Here is a 15,416-nt window from a genome sequence, read left to right on the forward strand (position 1 = left end):
CTGTCTCTATCGAGACAGGGCTTTTTTGTGCTCAGCGGTTTGCGCTGGTTAACAAAGTATCGAATTTTCCATCAGCCGTGATGGAGAGAGTACTGACGCCTTTCACTTCGATCTGCACGTTAAAGTCGCCTGAGAATGTGCTCTTTGCGACATCGAGTTGGAAGTTTGTATTCCCTGATGTTGCTAACCTACTGGTAGGATTTTGTGGGTCTGTATAATCAACGAGTTCAATGGTGACGAAGCCCGGTTTGTCTTCACCAACTTGATGACTCCCGTCTGAAAGTGTCTTGGAGAACACGATCAGAAACACCCTCAAGCGCTTTTCATCGCTGTCTTTTTCAGTGGCTTCTACCACCCAGGTTTCACCCCGGTTCGGGCTTGTGCTGCTGCGCAGTGCTGTCACGCTGGACTTGAATGTGGGGGCATTCTCCAGCGTGACGTCGAAGTAATCTTCTGTGCTGGTTTTTTTTGCGGCTACGCTCATGATCGCTTTCTCCCTGGCAATTAACAAAGAATCCACAAATAGGTAACCATCGCTAACTCATGGATTAACTCATCAGAGCTCAGTAGCGTCATTCTGTAAACTGTCAGATATACCAGTTTACAGTGGGTGTTTTGTGTGGGTTGTTATCAAGAGGTTTTATGCGTATGAAGTGTTATTTCAAAAGCCTATAACCGCTAGTTGAAAGTCATTATGACTTCCCCCGGTTTTCATCAACTGAACAACCCCGCAGCGATATTGATCGAAAAGCCAAGGATGGCCGTGTTGAACAGAAAACCGATCAGTGACTGGGCCAGCACGATCTTGCGCAAACTGCGTGTGGCCACCCCGACATCGGCGGTTTGCACGGCCACGCCGATGGTGAACGAGAAATACAGGAAGTCCCAATAGTTGGGGTTTTTCAAGCCTTCGGCAAAACGCAGCGCGGGCTCCTGGCCATCCCAAGTGTAGAACAGCCGGGCATAATGCACGCTGAAGATCACCCCGACCAACAACCACGAACCGATTACCGTCATCCCGGTGAAGCCGTAGTGCAATAGCCGTCGGCTGGTCTCCAGGTCCTTGCTGCCGACCAGTTCCAGGGTGATGGTGGCGAGGCTGGCAATCGCCGCGATACAGACGATGAACAGCACCATGCCGGCGTTTTCATCTTCGACTTCGGCGATGCGTTTTACATCATCGGCCCGTGAGCGGATGGTCAGCCAGAACATCAGCATCAGGTAGGTCCAGACGCCGGCATTCCAGCCGATCAGAATCTTGCTGGTGACGGAATTGGCCGGAACCAGGAGGCTGACCGCTACCCCCAGCAGGGCGGCGGCGGTCAGGCGAGGGTGGGTGCGCAGGAGGTGTGGCATGGAGGCTCGATACGTCAGGGCTTTGCAACACCTTAGCCCAGCACGGTCTGTTGTGACCACAGTCAACAGGCGGACGATAACCCCTGTGGGAGCGAGCCTGCTCGCGATGAGGCCGTGACATCCAACATCCATGTTGGCTTTTACGCCGCTATCGCGAGCAGGCTCGCTCCCACATTAGGTTGGTGTTGTCGCCTGGATGTTCTTATGTCGCTTGCGCACCAACCTCATCACCACCACAAAAAACACCGGCACAAACACCACCGCCATGGTCGCGGTGATCATCCCGCCGATCACCCCCGTGCCGATCGCTTGCTGGCTCGCCGAGCTGGCGCCGGTGGCAATCGCCAGCGGTACCACGCCAAGGATGAACGCCAGCGAGGTCATGATGATTGGCCGCAGACGCAAGCGTGCGGCTTGCACCGTGGCGTCGATCAGGTCATGGCCTTCGTCGTACAGGCTCTTGGCGAACTCGATGATCAGGATCGCGTTTTTCGCCGACAGCCCGATGATGGTGATCAGCCCGACCTTGAAGAACACGTCGTTGGGCATCCCGCGCAAGGTCACCGCCAGCACTGCGCCGAGTACCCCCAGCGGCACCACCAGCAGCACCGAAGTCGGAATCGACCAGCTCTCGTACAGCGCCGCCAGACACAGGAACACGATCAGCAACGACAAGCCAAGCAGCATCGGTGCCTGGCTGCCGGACAAGCGCTCTTGCAACGACAACCCGGTCCACTCCTGACCCAACCCCGCCGGGCCTTGGGCGACCAGGCGCTCGATTTCCGCCATGGCTTCGCCGGTGCTGTGACCGGGTGCCGGTTCACCGGAAATGCTGATCGCCGGGTAACCGTTGTAGCGTGTCAACTGTGCCGGGCCCTGAGTCCATGTGGCCTGGACGAACGCCGACAGCGGCACCATTTTGTCGGCATTGTTGCGCACGTGGATCTTCAGCAAGTCATCAACCTGACTGCGTTGATCGCCTTCAGCCTGAACCACCACCCGCTGCATTCGCCCCTGATTCGGGAAGTCGTTGATATACGCCGAGCCGACGGCGGTGGACAGCACATTGCCGACATCGGCGAAGGAAACGCCCAAGGCATTGGCCTGTTTGCGGTCCACGATCAGTTGCACTTGCGGCGCTTCCGCCAGGGCACTTTCGCGCACGTTCATCAGGATCGGGCTTTTCTCGGCAGCCGCCAGCAAGGCACTGCGCGCTTGCATCAGCGCCGCATGACCCAGGCCACCGCGGTCTTGCAGGCGAAACTCGAAACCGCTCGACGTACCGAGGCCGTCAACCGGAGGCGGCAGTATCGAGAAAGCCACGGCATCCTTGATCTGACTCAAGGCACCGTTGGCGCGATTGGCAATCGAGGCCGCCGAGTCATCGCTGCCGCGCTCCGACCAATCCTTCAGCGTGGTAAACGCCAGGGCTGCGTTCTGGCCGCTGCCGGAGAAGCTGAAGCCGAGAATCACCGTGCTGTCGCCGACACCGGGTTCAGTGGCGTTGTGCGCTTCGATCTGCTCGACCACCTGCACCGTACGGTTTTTGCTGGCGCCCGGTGGCAGTTGAATGTCGGTGATGGTGTAGCCCTGGTCTTCGACCGGCAGGAAGGACGAGGGCAGGCGGCTGAAGCAATACACCAGGCCGATCAACAGCACGCCGTAGACCAGCAGATAACGACCACTGCGTTTCAGGGCGTAGACCACCCAGCGCTGATAACCCTCGGTCATCTGCTCGAAGCGCTGGTTGAACCAGCCGAAGAAACCACCCTTGGCATGATGTTCACCTTTGGCGATCGGTTTCAGCAGCGTGGCGCAGAGTGCCGGGGTGAGTGTCAGGGCGAGGAACGCCGAAAACAGAATCGATGTGGCCATCGACAGCGAGAACTGCTGGTAGATCACCCCGACCGAGCCCGGCATGAACGCCATCGGGATAAACACCGCCACCAGCACCAGGGTAATACCGATGATCGCCCCGGTGATCTGGCTCATGGCTTTGCGCGTTGCTTCTTTGGGCGACAGACCTTCGTTGACCATGATCCGCTCGACGTTCTCGACCACGACGATGGCGTCATCGACCAGAATGCCGATCGCCAGCACCATGCCGAACATGGTCAGTACGTTGATCGAGAAACCCAGCGCCATCATGGTCGCAAAAGTGCCCATCAATGCCACGGGCACCACCAACGTCGGGATCAGCGTGTAACGGATGTTCTGCAGGAACAGGAACATCACCGCGAACACCAGCAGCATCGCCTCGCCGAGGGTGTAAACCACTTTGGTGATCGAGACTTTGACGAACGGCGAGGTGTCGTACGGAATCTTGTATTCCACACCGGCCGGGAAGTAGCGCGCCAGCTCGTCCATCTTCTCGCGCACCAGCGTTGCGGTGCTCAAGGCGTTGGCGCCGGGCGACAGCTGCACGCTGACCGCTGTCGACGGCTTGCCGTTGAGGCGGGTCGAGAACTGGTATTCCTGGCTGCCGATTTCGACCCGCGCCACATCACCCACGCGCACCGTGGAACCGTCGGGATTGGCCCGCAGCACAATGTCGGCGAACTCTTCGGGGGTCGACAACTGACCTTTCACCAGCACCGTCGCGGTGATTTCCTGGGTGGTGCGAGCCGGCAAGTCGCCGATGCTGCCGGCCGAGACCTGGGCGTTCTGCGCGACAATCGCCGCGTTGACGTCGGCCGGGGTCAGGTTGAAACCGATCAGTTTCTGCGGGTCGATCCAGATCCGCATGGCCCGCTCGGCGCCATACAGCTGAGCCTTGCCGACGCCGTCCAGGCGTTTGATCTCGTTCATCACGTTGCGCGCCAGATAGTCGCTGAGCGCCACGTCATTGAGCTTGCCGTCACTGGAGGTCAGGGTGATCAGCAGCAGGAAGCCGGCCGATACTTTCTCGACCTGCAAACCTTGTTGGGTCACCGCTTGTGGCAGGCGTGACTCGATCACCTTGAGCCGGTTTTGCACATCGACCTGAGCCATTTCCGGATCGGTGCCGGGCTGGAAAGTGGCGGTGATGGTCGCGGTGCCAAGGCTGCTCTGGGATTCGAAATACAGCAGGTGATCGGCGCCGTTGAGCTCGCCCTCGATCAGGCTGACCACGCTTTCGTCGATGGTTTGCGCCGAGGCGCCCGGGTACACCGCGTAGATCTCGACTTTCGGCGGGGCAACGTTAGGGTACTGCGCGACGGGCAGCTGCGGGATGGCCAGCGCGCCGGCCAACAGGATAAACAGCGCGACCACCCAGGCGAACACCGGGCGGTCGATAAAGAATTGCGGCATAAAGTCTGCGTCCTGCCTACTGCCCGGTGACCTGGGCAAGGGGAAGAGGGGTGTCGTCGATTTCTACTTTTTCGCCGGGACGGGCGTGCTGCAGGCCTTCGATGACAATGCGGTCGCCGGGCTTGAGGCCGCCGGTGACGATCCAGCGATCCTTCTGCACCTGGCCCAGCTGCACCGGTTGCTGGCTGACACGGGCGTCGGCATCGAGCAACAGCACCTGAGCAATACCGGCGCTGTCACGCAGGACCGCCCGTTGCGGCACGCTGATGCCTTGCTGATTCACCGCTTGCTCCAGGCGCACGCGGATGAAACTGCCTGGCAGCAAATCGAGGTCCGGGTTGGGGAACTCGCTGCGCAGAATGATCTGGCCAGTGCCCGGGTCGACACTGATGTCGGCGAACAGCAGCTTGCCGGGCAATGGGTAGAGACTGCCGTCATCCTGAATCAGCGTGGCTTTGGCCTGATCCTGGCCGACCTGCTGCATCTGCCCGGCACGAAACGCCCGGCGCAACTCGTTGAGTTCGCGGGTCGACTGGGTCAGGTCGGCGTGGATCGGGTCCAGCTGCTGGATCAGTGCCAATGGCGTGCTTTCGTTCTGCCCGACCAGCGCGCCTTCGGTGACCAGTGCACGGCCAACCCGCCCGGAAATCGGTGCGGTGACGGTGGCGTAACCGAGGTTCAGTTTCGCCCGTTGCACAGCGGCCTGATTGGCCGCGACATCGGCGGCGGTCTGCCGGACGGCGGCGCGGGCGTTGTCGTAATCCTGGCCGCTGATGGCGTTGCCTTCGATCAACTGCGCGTAACGCTGCTCTTGCAAGCGCGCCTGATAGGCATTGGCCTCGGCTTTGCGCAGCGCCGCCTGGGCGCTGTCCAGATCAGCCTTGAACGGTGCCGGATCGATGCGAAACAGCACATCGCCCTGTTTGACGTCGCTGCCTTCGCGGAAGGTCCGTTGCAGGACTACTCCGGCCACCCGGGCGCGGACTTCGGCGATTCGCGGCGCGGCGATCCGCCCACTCAGTTCGCTGCTGATCGACAGTGGCCGGGCTTCGATGGTTTCGATCCGGACCGTGGCCAGCGGCGCTGTTTCTTCGGCAGTGGAGGACTTGTCGCACGCACTCAGCGTCATTGCCAAGGCAATCAGGCCGAGCTTCGCAAACAGGTTCTTTGACATGTAAATACCCCAATAATGACCCCCAGCATCCTACGGGGAGGGGACGAGCGTAGCGGTGAAGCTTTGTAGGTGCTGTGTGAAATTGTGTAAGGGTTTTACTCACGGGTGCGTGAGGGCGTATATCCTTGGACGCTTGATTTCTATTGCGCTTGGTCGATTGCTATCGCGAGCAGGCTCGCTCCCACAGTTGATCAGGGATGTTCACAACATATGTGTTCACATCAAATCCCTGTGAGAGCGAGCCTGCTCGCGATGGCGGTTTATCGGACGCCACCGCACTTTCTGGAAACACCCATGCCCAACATCCTCCTGGTCGAAGACGATTCCGCACTCTCTGAATTGATTGCCAGCTACCTTGAACGCAATGGCTATCAGGTCAGCGTGATCAGCCGTGGCGACCATGTGCGCGAACGGGCGCGGGTCGATCCGCCGGATCTGGTGATCCTCGACCTGATGCTGCCGGGCCTCGACGGTCTGCAGGTCTGTCGCTTGCTGCGCGCCGATTCGGCGGCTCTGCCGATTCTGATGCTGACCGCCCGCGACGACAGTCATGACCAGGTGCTGGGCCTGGAGATGGGCGCCGACGATTACGTCACCAAGCCGTGCGAGCCACGGGTATTGCTGGCGCGGGTGCGTACCTTGCTGCGGCGCAGCAGCCTGAACGAGCCGCAGACCGCCAGCGACCGAATCCTCATGGGCAACCTCTGCATCGATCTGTCGGAGCGCACCGTGACCTGGCGCGAGCAACTGGTCGAACTGTCCAGCGGCGAATACAACCTGTTGGTGGTGCTGGCTCGCCACGCCGGCGAAGTGCTCAGTCGCGACCAGATCCTGCAACGCCTGCGCGGCATCGAATTCAACGGCACCGACCGCTCGGTGGACGTGGCGATTTCCAAGCTGCGGCGCAAGTTCGACGACCATGCCGGCGAAGCGCGCAAGATCAAGACTGTGTGGGGCAAGGGTTATCTGTTCAGTCGCTCCGAGTGGGAATGCTGAACATGCTGCGCATTCTGATCCGTCTCTACCTGATCACCATCGTCACTTTCAGCGCGGCGATTTATTTCATCCCGGATCTGGTGATCAAGGTGTTTCACGAGCGATTCGTGAATTACAACCTTGATCACTCCCGAGGCTTGCAGAAGCTGATCACTAAACAGTTTCACGGAGTGCCGACCGAGCAATGGACCCATCTGGCCGCGCAGTTGGACCAGGACTTCAGCCCATTGCATGTGGCACTGGTGCGCAATGACGACGCGGATTTCACACCCTACGAACGTGAGCGTCTGGAGCGCGGTGAAAACGTCATCCGCATGGGCGACTGGGGCTGGCGCACGCTGGCGGTCTCGCCGCTGGATCAGCAACTGTCGGTGAAACTGGTGGTGCCACCGGATCCGCTGGACGTCAATTTGTTGTACTGGAGCATCAACGTACTGATCGGCGGCGCGTTGCTGGCGTGCCTGTTGATCTGGCTGCGGCCGCACTGGCGCGATCTGGAACGCCTGAAAAATACTGCCGAGCGCTTTGGCAAGGGCCACTTGAGCGAGCGCACACAGATCCCGCCGAGTTCTAACATTGGCAGCCTGGCCAACGTTTTCGACACCATGGCCGGCGATATCGAAAACCTCCTGAACCAGCAGCGTGATTTGCTCAATGCGGTGTCCCACGAATTGCGCACGCCGCTGACCCGACTGGACTTTGGCCTGGCACTGGCCTTGTCCGACGACTTGCCGGCCGCCAGCCGCGAACGTTTGCAGGGCCTGGTTGCACACATTCGCGAACTGGACGAGCTGGTGCTGGAATTGCTCTCCTACAGCCGTCTGCAGAATCCGGCACGGGTGCCGGAGCAGGTGGACGTGTCGCTGGATGAGTTTATCGACAGTATTCTGGGCAGTGTCGATGAAGAACTGGAGTCGCCGGACATCGTCATCGACGTCTTGCTGCACGGCCAGCTCGAACGCTTCAGCCTCGACCCGCGCCTGACCGCCCGAGCCATCCAGAACCTGCTGCGCAACGCCATGCGCTACTGCGAAAAACGCATTCAGATCGGCGTGCAGGTTTGCCCCAAAGGTTGTGAAATCTGGGTCGACGATGACGGCATCGGCATTCCAGAAGACGAACGCGAGCGGATCTTCGAACCGTTCTATCGCCTGGACCGCAGCCGCGACCGCGCCACGGGCGGGTTTGGCCTGGGGCTGGCGATCAGCCGCCGAGCCCTGGAAGCCCAGGCCGGCACACTGACGGCCGAAACCTCACCGTTGGGCGGGGCTCGGTTCCGGTTGTGGCTGCCGACCCCGGTTTGATCTCGCGCCACCGATGATCGTTGTTGCCGTAACGGAGCTTGGCATGAAGCCGTCACGCGATCCGTAGCAGCTGCCGAGCCCGCGAGGCTGCGTTCGGCTGCGAAGCAGTCGTAAAGTCAGGCAACGCGTTCTCCCAGGAAAACCAAGTGCAGAGGATTTGCGAGGACTTCGTCCTCGAACGCAGCCTCGCGGGCTCGACAGCTGCTACGGGGTTCGGCAGGTAACGATCAAAGTATGACTTCGGCAGCCGTGATCAACCCCACCCCAGCCCGGTCCATCCGTTCCATGGCCGAGGCCAGCGAGCCATTCAGGTCGATCGCCCGGCAGGCGTCCAGCACCACCGTGGCATTGAACCCGGCTGCGCGGGCGTCCAGCGCCGAGAACATCACGCAGAAATCCAGCGCAAGTCCGACCATGAACACCGTATCGATTCCGCGTTCCCGCAGGTATCCGGCCAAGCCGGTGGGGGTGGTGCGATCCGCCTCCAGAAACGCCGAATAACTGTCGATGTCCGGGTTACAGCCTTTGCGGATGATCAACTGGGCGTGAGGCAGGTTCAGTTCGGCGTGCAGTTCGGCGCCGTGGGTGGCTTGCACACAGTGCTCGGGCCACAGGGTCTGGGCGCCGTAAGGCAGTTCAATCACGTCATAGGGTTGGCGTCCGGGATGGCTGGACGCGAACGAGGCGTGCCCGGCCGGATGCCAGTCCTGGGCGATGATCACCTGGGTGAACTGACCGGCAAGGCGATTGATCAAGGGAATGATCCGGTCGCCCTCGGGGACCGCCAGGCGGCCACCGGGAGTGAAGTCGTTTTGTACATCAATGACCAATAGGGCGCAGTGTGTTTGAGCAGATGTGGACGTCATGGCCGGTTACCTCCCTGGAAGTGGAAACGCAAGCATAGCGTCAGGTTCAGACTCTTCAAACGCTGAACAGCGTCCCCCTCGTAGCAGCTGGCGCAGCCTGCGTTCGGCTGCGCAGCAGTCGTAAAATCAGGCACCACGTTTTATCAGGTTCACCGTGGAGGCAGGATTTACGGCCGCTTCGCAGCCGAACGCAGCCTCGCGGGCTCGGCAGCTGCTACTAGTCGGCGGGCAGTAAACGCTGGCGGCAATCGAGTGTCAGGCGGGCGCCGCCGAGTTCGCTGCTGCCGACGTCCAGGGTGAACCCGTGCAGGTTCACGATGGCCGCGACAATCGATAAGCCGAGGCCGAAGCCACCGTTCTTGGCGTTGTCGTCGACGCGATAGAACCGTTGAAACACCGCCGTGCGTTTGTCCGCCGGGATGCCGGGGCCGGAGTCGAGTACTTCAATACGTGTGCTGCCAGCATCGTCGACTGCCCGCACAATCACCTGACCGCCCGCCGGGGTGAATTTGATCGAGTTGCTCAGCAAGTTCGACAGAGCTTCAAACAACAACGCCCGGTCGCCGGTCAGCGCCGGCAAGGTCTGCGGTGTTTGCAGGTTTAAATTCAGTTGACCTTCTTCGGCCAGCGGCAGGTAAAAATCGTACAGTTCCTGCAGCAATGGCAACGGATCGAACACCACAAAGCCCGAACGCCGCTGTTGATCCTCCAGTTCGGAAATCCGCAGCAGCCCGCGAAAGCGCGCCATCAGGGTGTCGGTCTCGGCAATCACCTGATCCAGTTGCAACGCCTCGGCGGAACCTTCGACGGCTTGCTGTTGAATGCGGTAAAGCTGCGCGCGTAGCCGGGTGAGCGGGGTGCGCAGGTCGTGGGCGATGTTGTCACAAACCCCCTTGACCTCGTTCACCAGGCGCTCGATGCGTTCGAGCATGGCGTTGACGATGGCTGCGAGCATGTCCAGCTCATCGCGGCGGCTGGACAGCGGCAAACGGTGGTTGAGGTTGCCGGCGACGATGGCTTCGGCGCTCGCCTGCAAGGCGCGAATTCGCCGCAACGGCCGACGACGCAACAAGTGCCAACCGGCGATGCCGGGGATGATGGTCAGCGAGACTCCCCAGAACAGTGCATGCAGGATGATCCGTGTGACCGCAAACAACGAACCGTTGTCACGCACCAGGACCAGCCAGCGGCCATCCAGTGTGTGGGTCACCACCGCGTCGCAACTGTCGGATGGCAGGCTGGCGTCATCCGGATCGGCGCAGTCGCCCAGTGAATGAATCTTGCCGTCCAGTGGCAGGCTGGCGGGGATCTTGCGAATCAGCCCGTGCAGAGGCCGATGCTGTTCGTCGAACAGCCCGTAGGCGTCGATACCGCGCTGGTCGAAGGTGATGCTGGCAATCAGCGCCTCATCCAGCTGATCACCGTGGAAGCGTGAAAACAGGTGCTGGCGTTGCATCAGCGAATGTTTGGCAAGGTTCTCCAGGTAGCTGGAAACCTCGTAATACATCACCCCCATGAGCAGACAGCTCCAGACCACGAACAGCGCACTGTAGAGCGCCAGCAAGCGGCTGCTGGAGGAGCGCCAGCCTTTAGACGGGTTCAGCAATGACATAGCCCGAGCCTCGCACAGTCCGTATCAGCGGTAGTTGGCCCGGTAGGTCGATTTTTTTGCGCAGACGTCCGATGTGCACATCGATCAGGTTGGTGCCGGGGTCGAAGTGATAACCCCAGACCTCTTCGAAAATCATCATCCGCGTGAGGATCTGCCCGGTATTGCGCAACAGGAACTCCAGCAGTTTGTATTCGGTCGGCAGCAGGCTCAGCACCTGTCCGCCGCGGCTGGCTTCGCGGCTGATCAGGTTGAGCTCCAGGTCAGCCACGCGCAGCGTCGTTGTATAGTCCTTGACGGTGTTCTGGCGGCGTAGCAGGACTTCGACGCGGGCGGCCATTTCGTCGGTGGCAAAGGGTTTGGTCAGGTAATCGTCGCCGCCGGCGCGCAAGCCGCGAACACGCTCATCGACGTCGGACAGGGCGCTGATCATCAGAATCGGCGTCGACACGCCCATGGTTCGCAAGGTAGTGACAATCGCCAGGCCATCGAGCTCCGGCAGCATGCGGTCAAGGGTGATCAGGTCGTAGTCACCGCTGACTGCCCGCGCCAAGCCTTCTCGACCATTAGCGACCCAGTCCACCTGCAGGCCATGGCTGCTCAGCTCGGCAACGATCTCCCGTGCAGTGACGGCGTCGTCTTCAATGGTCAGGATTCGGGTCATGGGGCTTGCCTGAGAATAAGTGAAATACACGGGTGGCAGTGTGCCAAGAAATGTCGGCAAGGGTTCTAAAAAAACTTTCATACAAGGTAAATCGTCTCCAGACAGACACGACTTTTCGTCGCGTGTGACAGAAGGAGGCGCGGCACGGTTCACTGGCCTGGATCAATATTTTGCTTTGGCATATCACGTAACGTAAAGGTTTCAGGGCCTTGTAGCACCGTCAGCTACATTGTCTTGGCGCAGCGATGTCGCGTCATTGCACCCCTGCAACGTGATGCTGACTGACTCCCTTAATGACTTTTCACGGATGAAACATGCCATGCAACGCCTATACCGTACCTTTGATATCCAGCCGCTTGTGCGGGCAGATATGACCATCGAACTCAATGGCCAGCCGGTCAGCGCCGCGATAGGCGAAACTGTGTTGACGGTCATTCAATCCCTCGGTGTGCGTCAGGTCGCACGTAACGATCACGATCAGATCAGCGGGGCCTATTGCGGTATGGGCGTGTGCCAATGCTGTCTGGTGAAAATCAACGGTCGACACAAGCGCCGCGCCTGTCAGACGCTGGTGCAGCCGGGCATGCAGGTTGAAACGGCGGTCAACCGCATTGCCGAGCAGGAGGCACTATGAGCCTGCATCCGGTAATCGTCGGCGGTGGCCCGGCGGGTATGGCGGCGGCCATTGAACTGGCCAGACACGGCGTGCACTGCACCTTGCTCGAAGAAGCTTCGCGGCTGGGCGGGGTGGTGTTTCGCGGGCCGTTGCGCGACGGCGTACAGCTGGACTATCTGGGGCCGCGTTACGCCGAGTCCCTGGCCAAACTGCATGGCGACTTTATGGACCGTTGTGCGCTGATCGATGTGTGTTTGAACACGCGGGTTGTCGGTGCCGAATGGACTCGGGCGTTGGTCATGCTGGACGCTGACGAACGCGTGCAGGAAATCACCTACCCGCAATTGTTGCTCGCCGCCGGATGCCATGAGCGCAGCGTGCCGTTTCCCGGCTGGACGTTGCCGGGCGTGATACTGCTGGGCGGTCTGCAACTGCAAATCAAGAGTGGCGTGGTCAAGCCGCAAAGCCCGGTGGTGATCGCCGGCACCGGTCCGTTGTTGCCGCTGGTTGCCTGTCAATTGCATGCCAGCGGGGTGACGGTTGCCGGTGTGTTCGAGGCCTGCGCGTTCGGCAAGATCGCCAAGGAAAGCCTGGCCCTGCTGAACAAACCGCAGCTGTTCCTCGATGGGCTGAGCATGCTCGCTTATCTGAAACTGCACCGAATCGCGATGCGCTACGGTTGGGGTGTGGTCGAGGCGCAAGGCGAGGGCGAGTTGCGCAGCGTGACCGTCGCACCGTATTCCAGCAACTGGCAGCCAGACCTGAGTCGCGCCGAGCAGGTGCCGGCGCAGACCCTGGCGGTGGGCTACGGCTTTATTCCGCGGACTCAGCTCAGTCAGCAAATGGGCCTGGAACATGGCTTCAGCGATGACGGTTATCTGCGCGCCACAGCCAATATCTGGCAGCAAAGCAGCGAGCCGCACATTCACCTGGCCGGTGACATGGGCGGGATTCGCGGTGGTGAGGCAGCGATGCTCAGCGGTCGAATCGCTGCGTTGTCGATCCTTGTGCAGCGCGATGTGCTGAGCAGCGAAAAGGCGCTGCACTTGCGTGAGCGCTATCTGGCGAAACTCAAGTCCATCGTGCGCTTTCGCGCGGCGGTGGATCGCTACACCGAACGCGGTGCCGGACAGACCGCGTTGCCGGCTGCCGATACGCTGATCTGCCGCTGTGAAAACGCCACCCGTGCAGACATCGATCGGGCGCTGTCCCAAGGCGTTCAAGACATGGCCAGCCTGAAAATGCGCACGCGGGTGAGCATGGGTGATTGTCAGGGGCGGATGTGTGTCGGTTATTGCAGCGACCGCTTGCGCGAAGCCACCGGGCGCCAGGATGTAGGCTGGTTGCGCCCGCGTTTTCCCATCGAGCCGATCCCTTTTTCGGCTTTCCAGAACCTCGGCACGGATGCGTTGAATCATGAGTAAGTTCTACGATGTGGTGATTGCCGGTGGCGGTGTGATCGGGGCTTCTTGCGCCTATCAACTGTCGAAACGCAAGAATCTGAGAGTCGCGCTGATCGACGCCAAGCGCCCTGGCAACGCGACCCGTGCGTCGGCCGGCGGCCTGTGGGCGATTGGCGAGTCGGTGGGGCTGGGCTGCGGGGTGATCTTCTTTCGCATGATGTCGGCCAATCGTAAGCGCGAAGCTCAGGGCGCGGCGGTGGCGGTCGACTCCAGCACGCCGCATATCCTGCCGGATTCGTTCTTTGACTTTGCCCTGCAATCGAATGCGCTGTACCCGGACCTGCACCGCGAGTTGCAGGAAAAGCACGGCATGGATTTCAAGTTCGAAAAAACCGGGCTGAAGTTCGTGATCTACGACGATGAGGACCGCTTGTACGCCGAGCACATCGTCGCCTGCATTCCACACCTGGCCGATCAGGTGCGCTGGCTCGACCAGGCCGCACTACGCGAGGCCGAGCCGAGCGTCAGCCATGAAGCGCGCGGGGCGCTGGAGTTTCTCTGCGACCATCAGGTCAGCCCGTTCCGCCTGGCGGACGCCTACACCGAAGGCGCCCGGCAGAATGGCGTCGACCTGTATTTCAACACCAACGTCACTGAGGTGTTGCGCCAGGGTTCGCGGGTTGTTGGTGTGCAGACTGCCGAGGCCGGCGAGTTCCGTTGCGATACCTTGATCAACGCTGCGGGTGCCTGGGCCGCGGAGCTCAGCCAGCAAGCTACGGGCATCCGTATTCCGGTGAATCCGGTCAAGGGCCAGATCTTGCTGACCGAGCGCATGCCAAAGATCTTGCGTGGTTGCCTGACCACCAGTGATTGCTACCTGGCGCAGAAGGACAACGGCGAGATTCTGATCGGTAGTACCACCGAAGACAAAGGCTTCGACGTGACCACCACCTACCCGGAAATTTATGGGCTGGTGCAAGGCGCGATCCGCTGTATCCCAGAGCTTGAACACATCAATCTCAAGCGCTGCTGGGCAGGGTTGCGGCCGGGCTCACCGGATGAGCTGCCGATTCTGGGGCCGATGAAAGGGGTTCAAGGCTATCTCAATGCCTGCGGGCATTTCCGCACTGGCATCCTGACGTCGGCGATCACCGGCGTGTTGCTCGACAAACTGGTGAACAACGAAGCGTTGCCGCTGGACATCACACCGTTCCTGGCGGACCGGTTTGAGGTGAAAAAAGCGGTAGCGGTCAAGCAGGCAGAAATGGCCTGAATTGGCTCAGGCGTTCTGCGAGCAGCGGCAATAGCTGTTCGCAGGACGCCTCGATTTTCATGTCCAGCAACTCATCGGCGCGAGTCTTGCCCAGGTTGATGGCGATCAACGGTTTGCCGCGGTCGGCGATCACCCGACACAGGCGAAACGCCGAAAACGCCATCAGCGATGACCCCACTACCAGCAAACCCGCAGCCTGCTCGGCAGCGGCCATGGCTTTGGCGGCGGTGGCGTGCGCGACGTTTTCACCGAAAAACACCACATCCGGTTTCATTCGCTCACCCTCGCAGTTTGGGCAACGGGGGACTTGAAAGTGCGACTCGAAGGCCGGGTCGAGCAGGGTGTCACCATCGGGTGCCTGTACCGCATCGACACCCGCCAGATAGGGGTTTTGCGCTTCCATGAGGCGCTGGATCGAGTCCCGGTCACTGCGTTGGCCGCAATCGAGGCACAACACCCGGTGCAAGCTGCCATGCAACTCGATCACGTCCGGGCTGCCAGCCTGATCGTGCAAGGTGTCGACATTCTGGGTGATCAGCCCGGCAATCCGCCGCTGCGCTTGCAATGTGGCCAAGGCTTCGTGGGCGGTATTCGGCCGCGCTTGCCGAACCCGTGGCCAGCCGAGCATCGCCCGTGCCCAGTAACGCTGGCGCGATTCGGGTGCTTTCAGGAACTCCTGATACATCATCGGTTGCCGACCGCGCCGCACCCCATCGGTGTCGCGGTAATCGGGAATGCCCGACGCCGTGCTGATACCGGCCCCCGTGAGCACCAGCAACGGCTGCTCGACCATCAGGTTCTGAAGGTGGTCGATCTGTTCGCGAATGGGGCTTTCGAACATGGTCAGTGCTCCGGTTGCCGGGT

13 protein-coding genes are annotated in these 15,416 nt (G+C 60.6%); 5 read left to right on the forward strand and 8 right to left on the reverse strand.

From position 1 onward, the window contains the following. Positions 1-31: 31 nt before the first annotated feature. The 4 genes from AC1DHT_RS18795 to AC1DHT_RS18810 form a co-directional block, all read right to left on the reverse strand. On the reverse strand, positions 32-484 hold the full coding sequence (locus tag AC1DHT_RS18795; protein WP_427537011.1) for a hypothetical protein: 453 nt from the start codon (positions 482-484) through the stop codon (positions 32-34). A gap of 230 nt (positions 485-714) precedes the next feature. Next, entirely contained in the window at positions 715-1,356 is a 642-nt protein-coding gene (locus tag AC1DHT_RS18800) for a DUF1345 domain-containing protein (protein WP_427537009.1), read from the reverse strand. Between the two features lie 174 nt (positions 1,357-1,530). Next, positions 1,531-4,647, reverse strand: a complete 3,117-nt coding sequence (locus tag AC1DHT_RS18805) for a multidrug efflux RND transporter permease subunit (protein WP_427537007.1) — start codon at positions 4,645-4,647, stop codon at positions 1,531-1,533. A 16-nt stretch (positions 4,648-4,663) separates the two neighbouring features. Further along, positions 4,664-5,821 carry an efflux RND transporter periplasmic adaptor subunit gene (locus AC1DHT_RS18810; protein WP_427537005.1) on the reverse strand — a complete coding sequence of 386 codons (1,158 nt, stop codon included), beginning with the start codon at positions 5,819-5,821 and terminating at the stop codon, positions 4,664-4,666. Between the two features lie 294 nt (positions 5,822-6,115). Here AC1DHT_RS18810 and AC1DHT_RS18815 point away from each other — a divergent pair, with 294 nt between their 5' ends. Together AC1DHT_RS18815 and AC1DHT_RS18820 are read left to right on the forward strand one after the other, a co-directional pair. Beyond that, on the forward strand, positions 6,116-6,817 hold the full coding sequence (locus tag AC1DHT_RS18815) for a response regulator (protein ID WP_054597698.1): 702 nt from the start codon (positions 6,116-6,118) through the stop codon (positions 6,815-6,817). A gap of 2 nt (positions 6,818-6,819) precedes the next feature. Continuing rightward, positions 6,820-8,121, forward strand: coding sequence for an ATP-binding protein (locus AC1DHT_RS18820; protein WP_427537003.1), 1,302 nt, complete (start codon positions 6,820-6,822; stop codon positions 8,119-8,121). Positions 8,122-8,348: 227 nt separating this feature from the next. On the opposite strand, the gene pncA is transcribed toward AC1DHT_RS18820, so the two are convergent. The 3 genes from pncA to AC1DHT_RS18835 all read right to left on the reverse strand — a co-directional run bounded on the left by pncA (position 8,349) and on the right by AC1DHT_RS18835 (position 11,260). After that, positions 8,349-8,987, reverse strand: coding sequence for a bifunctional nicotinamidase/pyrazinamidase (gene pncA, locus AC1DHT_RS18825; protein ID WP_427537001.1), 639 nt, complete (start codon positions 8,985-8,987; stop codon positions 8,349-8,351). A gap of 217 nt (positions 8,988-9,204) precedes the next feature. Next, positions 9,205-10,599, reverse strand: coding sequence for a sensor histidine kinase (locus tag AC1DHT_RS18830; RefSeq protein WP_427536999.1), 1,395 nt, complete (start codon positions 10,597-10,599; stop codon positions 9,205-9,207). Then, positions 10,577-11,260: a response regulator transcription factor gene (locus AC1DHT_RS18835; protein WP_427533877.1), complete on the reverse strand. Its 684-nt coding sequence runs from the start codon at positions 11,258-11,260 to the stop codon at positions 10,577-10,579. Before AC1DHT_RS18835 ends, AC1DHT_RS18830 begins: the two co-directional genes overlap by 23 nt. Positions 11,261-11,579: 319 nt before the next feature. On the opposite strand from AC1DHT_RS18835, the gene hcnA reads away from it, so the two are divergent. Genes hcnA through hcnC form a run of 3 tightly spaced genes read left to right on the forward strand, consistent with a single transcriptional unit; the run spans position 11,580 to position 14,552 of the window. Next, on the forward strand, positions 11,580-11,894 hold the full coding sequence (gene hcnA, locus AC1DHT_RS18840) for a cyanide-forming glycine dehydrogenase subunit HcnA (protein ID WP_427536997.1): 315 nt from the start codon (positions 11,580-11,582) through the stop codon (positions 11,892-11,894). Next, positions 11,891-13,300, forward strand: a complete 1,410-nt coding sequence (gene hcnB, locus AC1DHT_RS18845) for a cyanide-forming glycine dehydrogenase subunit HcnB (protein WP_477761428.1) — start codon at positions 11,891-11,893, stop codon at positions 13,298-13,300. The genes hcnA and hcnB overlap by 4 nt, the downstream gene beginning before the upstream one ends. Beyond that, on the forward strand, positions 13,293-14,552 hold the full coding sequence (hcnC, locus tag AC1DHT_RS18850; RefSeq protein WP_427536993.1) for a cyanide-forming glycine dehydrogenase subunit HcnC: 1,260 nt from the start codon (positions 13,293-13,295) through the stop codon (positions 14,550-14,552). The genes hcnB and hcnC overlap by 8 nt, the downstream gene beginning before the upstream one ends. Here hcnC and AC1DHT_RS18855 read toward each other — a convergent pair. Continuing rightward, the gene (locus tag AC1DHT_RS18855; protein WP_427536991.1) at positions 14,530-15,393 is read right to left on the reverse strand and encodes an NAD-dependent protein deacetylase; all 864 of its coding nucleotides are present in this window, start codon (positions 15,391-15,393) and stop codon (positions 14,530-14,532) included. The genes hcnC and AC1DHT_RS18855 overlap by 23 nt on opposite strands. Positions 15,394-15,416 lie beyond the last annotated feature (23 nt).

It is taken from the genome of Pseudomonas sp. 05N432 (assembly GCF_056396945.1).

Excerpts from the sequence above, each read along its gene's own strand:
- AC1DHT_RS18855 (WP_427536991.1), bottom strand. The coding sequence starts at position 15,393 with ATGTTCGAAAGCCCCATTCGCGAACAGATCGACCACCTTCAGAACCTG.
- AC1DHT_RS18830 (WP_427536999.1), bottom strand. The coding sequence starts at position 10,599 with ATGTCATTGCTGAACCCGTCTAAAGGCTGGCGCTCCTCCAGCAGCCGC.
- AC1DHT_RS18835 (WP_427533877.1), bottom strand. The coding sequence starts at position 11,260 with ATGACCCGAATCCTGACCATTGAAGACGACGCCGTCACTGCACGGGAG.
- AC1DHT_RS18820 (WP_427537003.1), top strand. The coding sequence starts at position 6,820 with ATGCTGCGCATTCTGATCCGTCTCTACCTGATCACCATCGTCACTTTC.
- hcnA (WP_427536997.1), top strand. The coding sequence starts at position 11,580 with ATGCAACGCCTATACCGTACCTTTGATATCCAGCCGCTTGTGCGGGCA.
- AC1DHT_RS18800 (WP_427537009.1), bottom strand. The coding sequence starts at position 1,356 with ATGCCACACCTCCTGCGCACCCACCCTCGCCTGACCGCCGCCGCCCTG.
- pncA (WP_427537001.1), bottom strand. The coding sequence starts at position 8,987 with ATGACGTCCACATCTGCTCAAACACACTGCGCCCTATTGGTCATTGAT.
- AC1DHT_RS18815 (WP_054597698.1), top strand. The coding sequence starts at position 6,116 with ATGCCCAACATCCTCCTGGTCGAAGACGATTCCGCACTCTCTGAATTG.
- hcnB (WP_477761428.1), top strand. The coding sequence starts at position 11,891 with ATGAGCCTGCATCCGGTAATCGTCGGCGGTGGCCCGGCGGGTATGGCG.
- AC1DHT_RS18795 (WP_427537011.1), bottom strand. The coding sequence starts at position 484 with ATGAGCGTAGCCGCAAAAAAAACCAGCACAGAAGATTACTTCGACGTC.
- AC1DHT_RS18805 (WP_427537007.1), bottom strand. The coding sequence starts at position 4,647 with ATGCCGCAATTCTTTATCGACCGCCCGGTGTTCGCCTGGGTGGTCGCG.
- hcnC (WP_427536993.1), top strand. The coding sequence starts at position 13,293 with ATGAGTAAGTTCTACGATGTGGTGATTGCCGGTGGCGGTGTGATCGGG.
- AC1DHT_RS18810 (WP_427537005.1), bottom strand. The coding sequence starts at position 5,821 with ATGTCAAAGAACCTGTTTGCGAAGCTCGGCCTGATTGCCTTGGCAATG.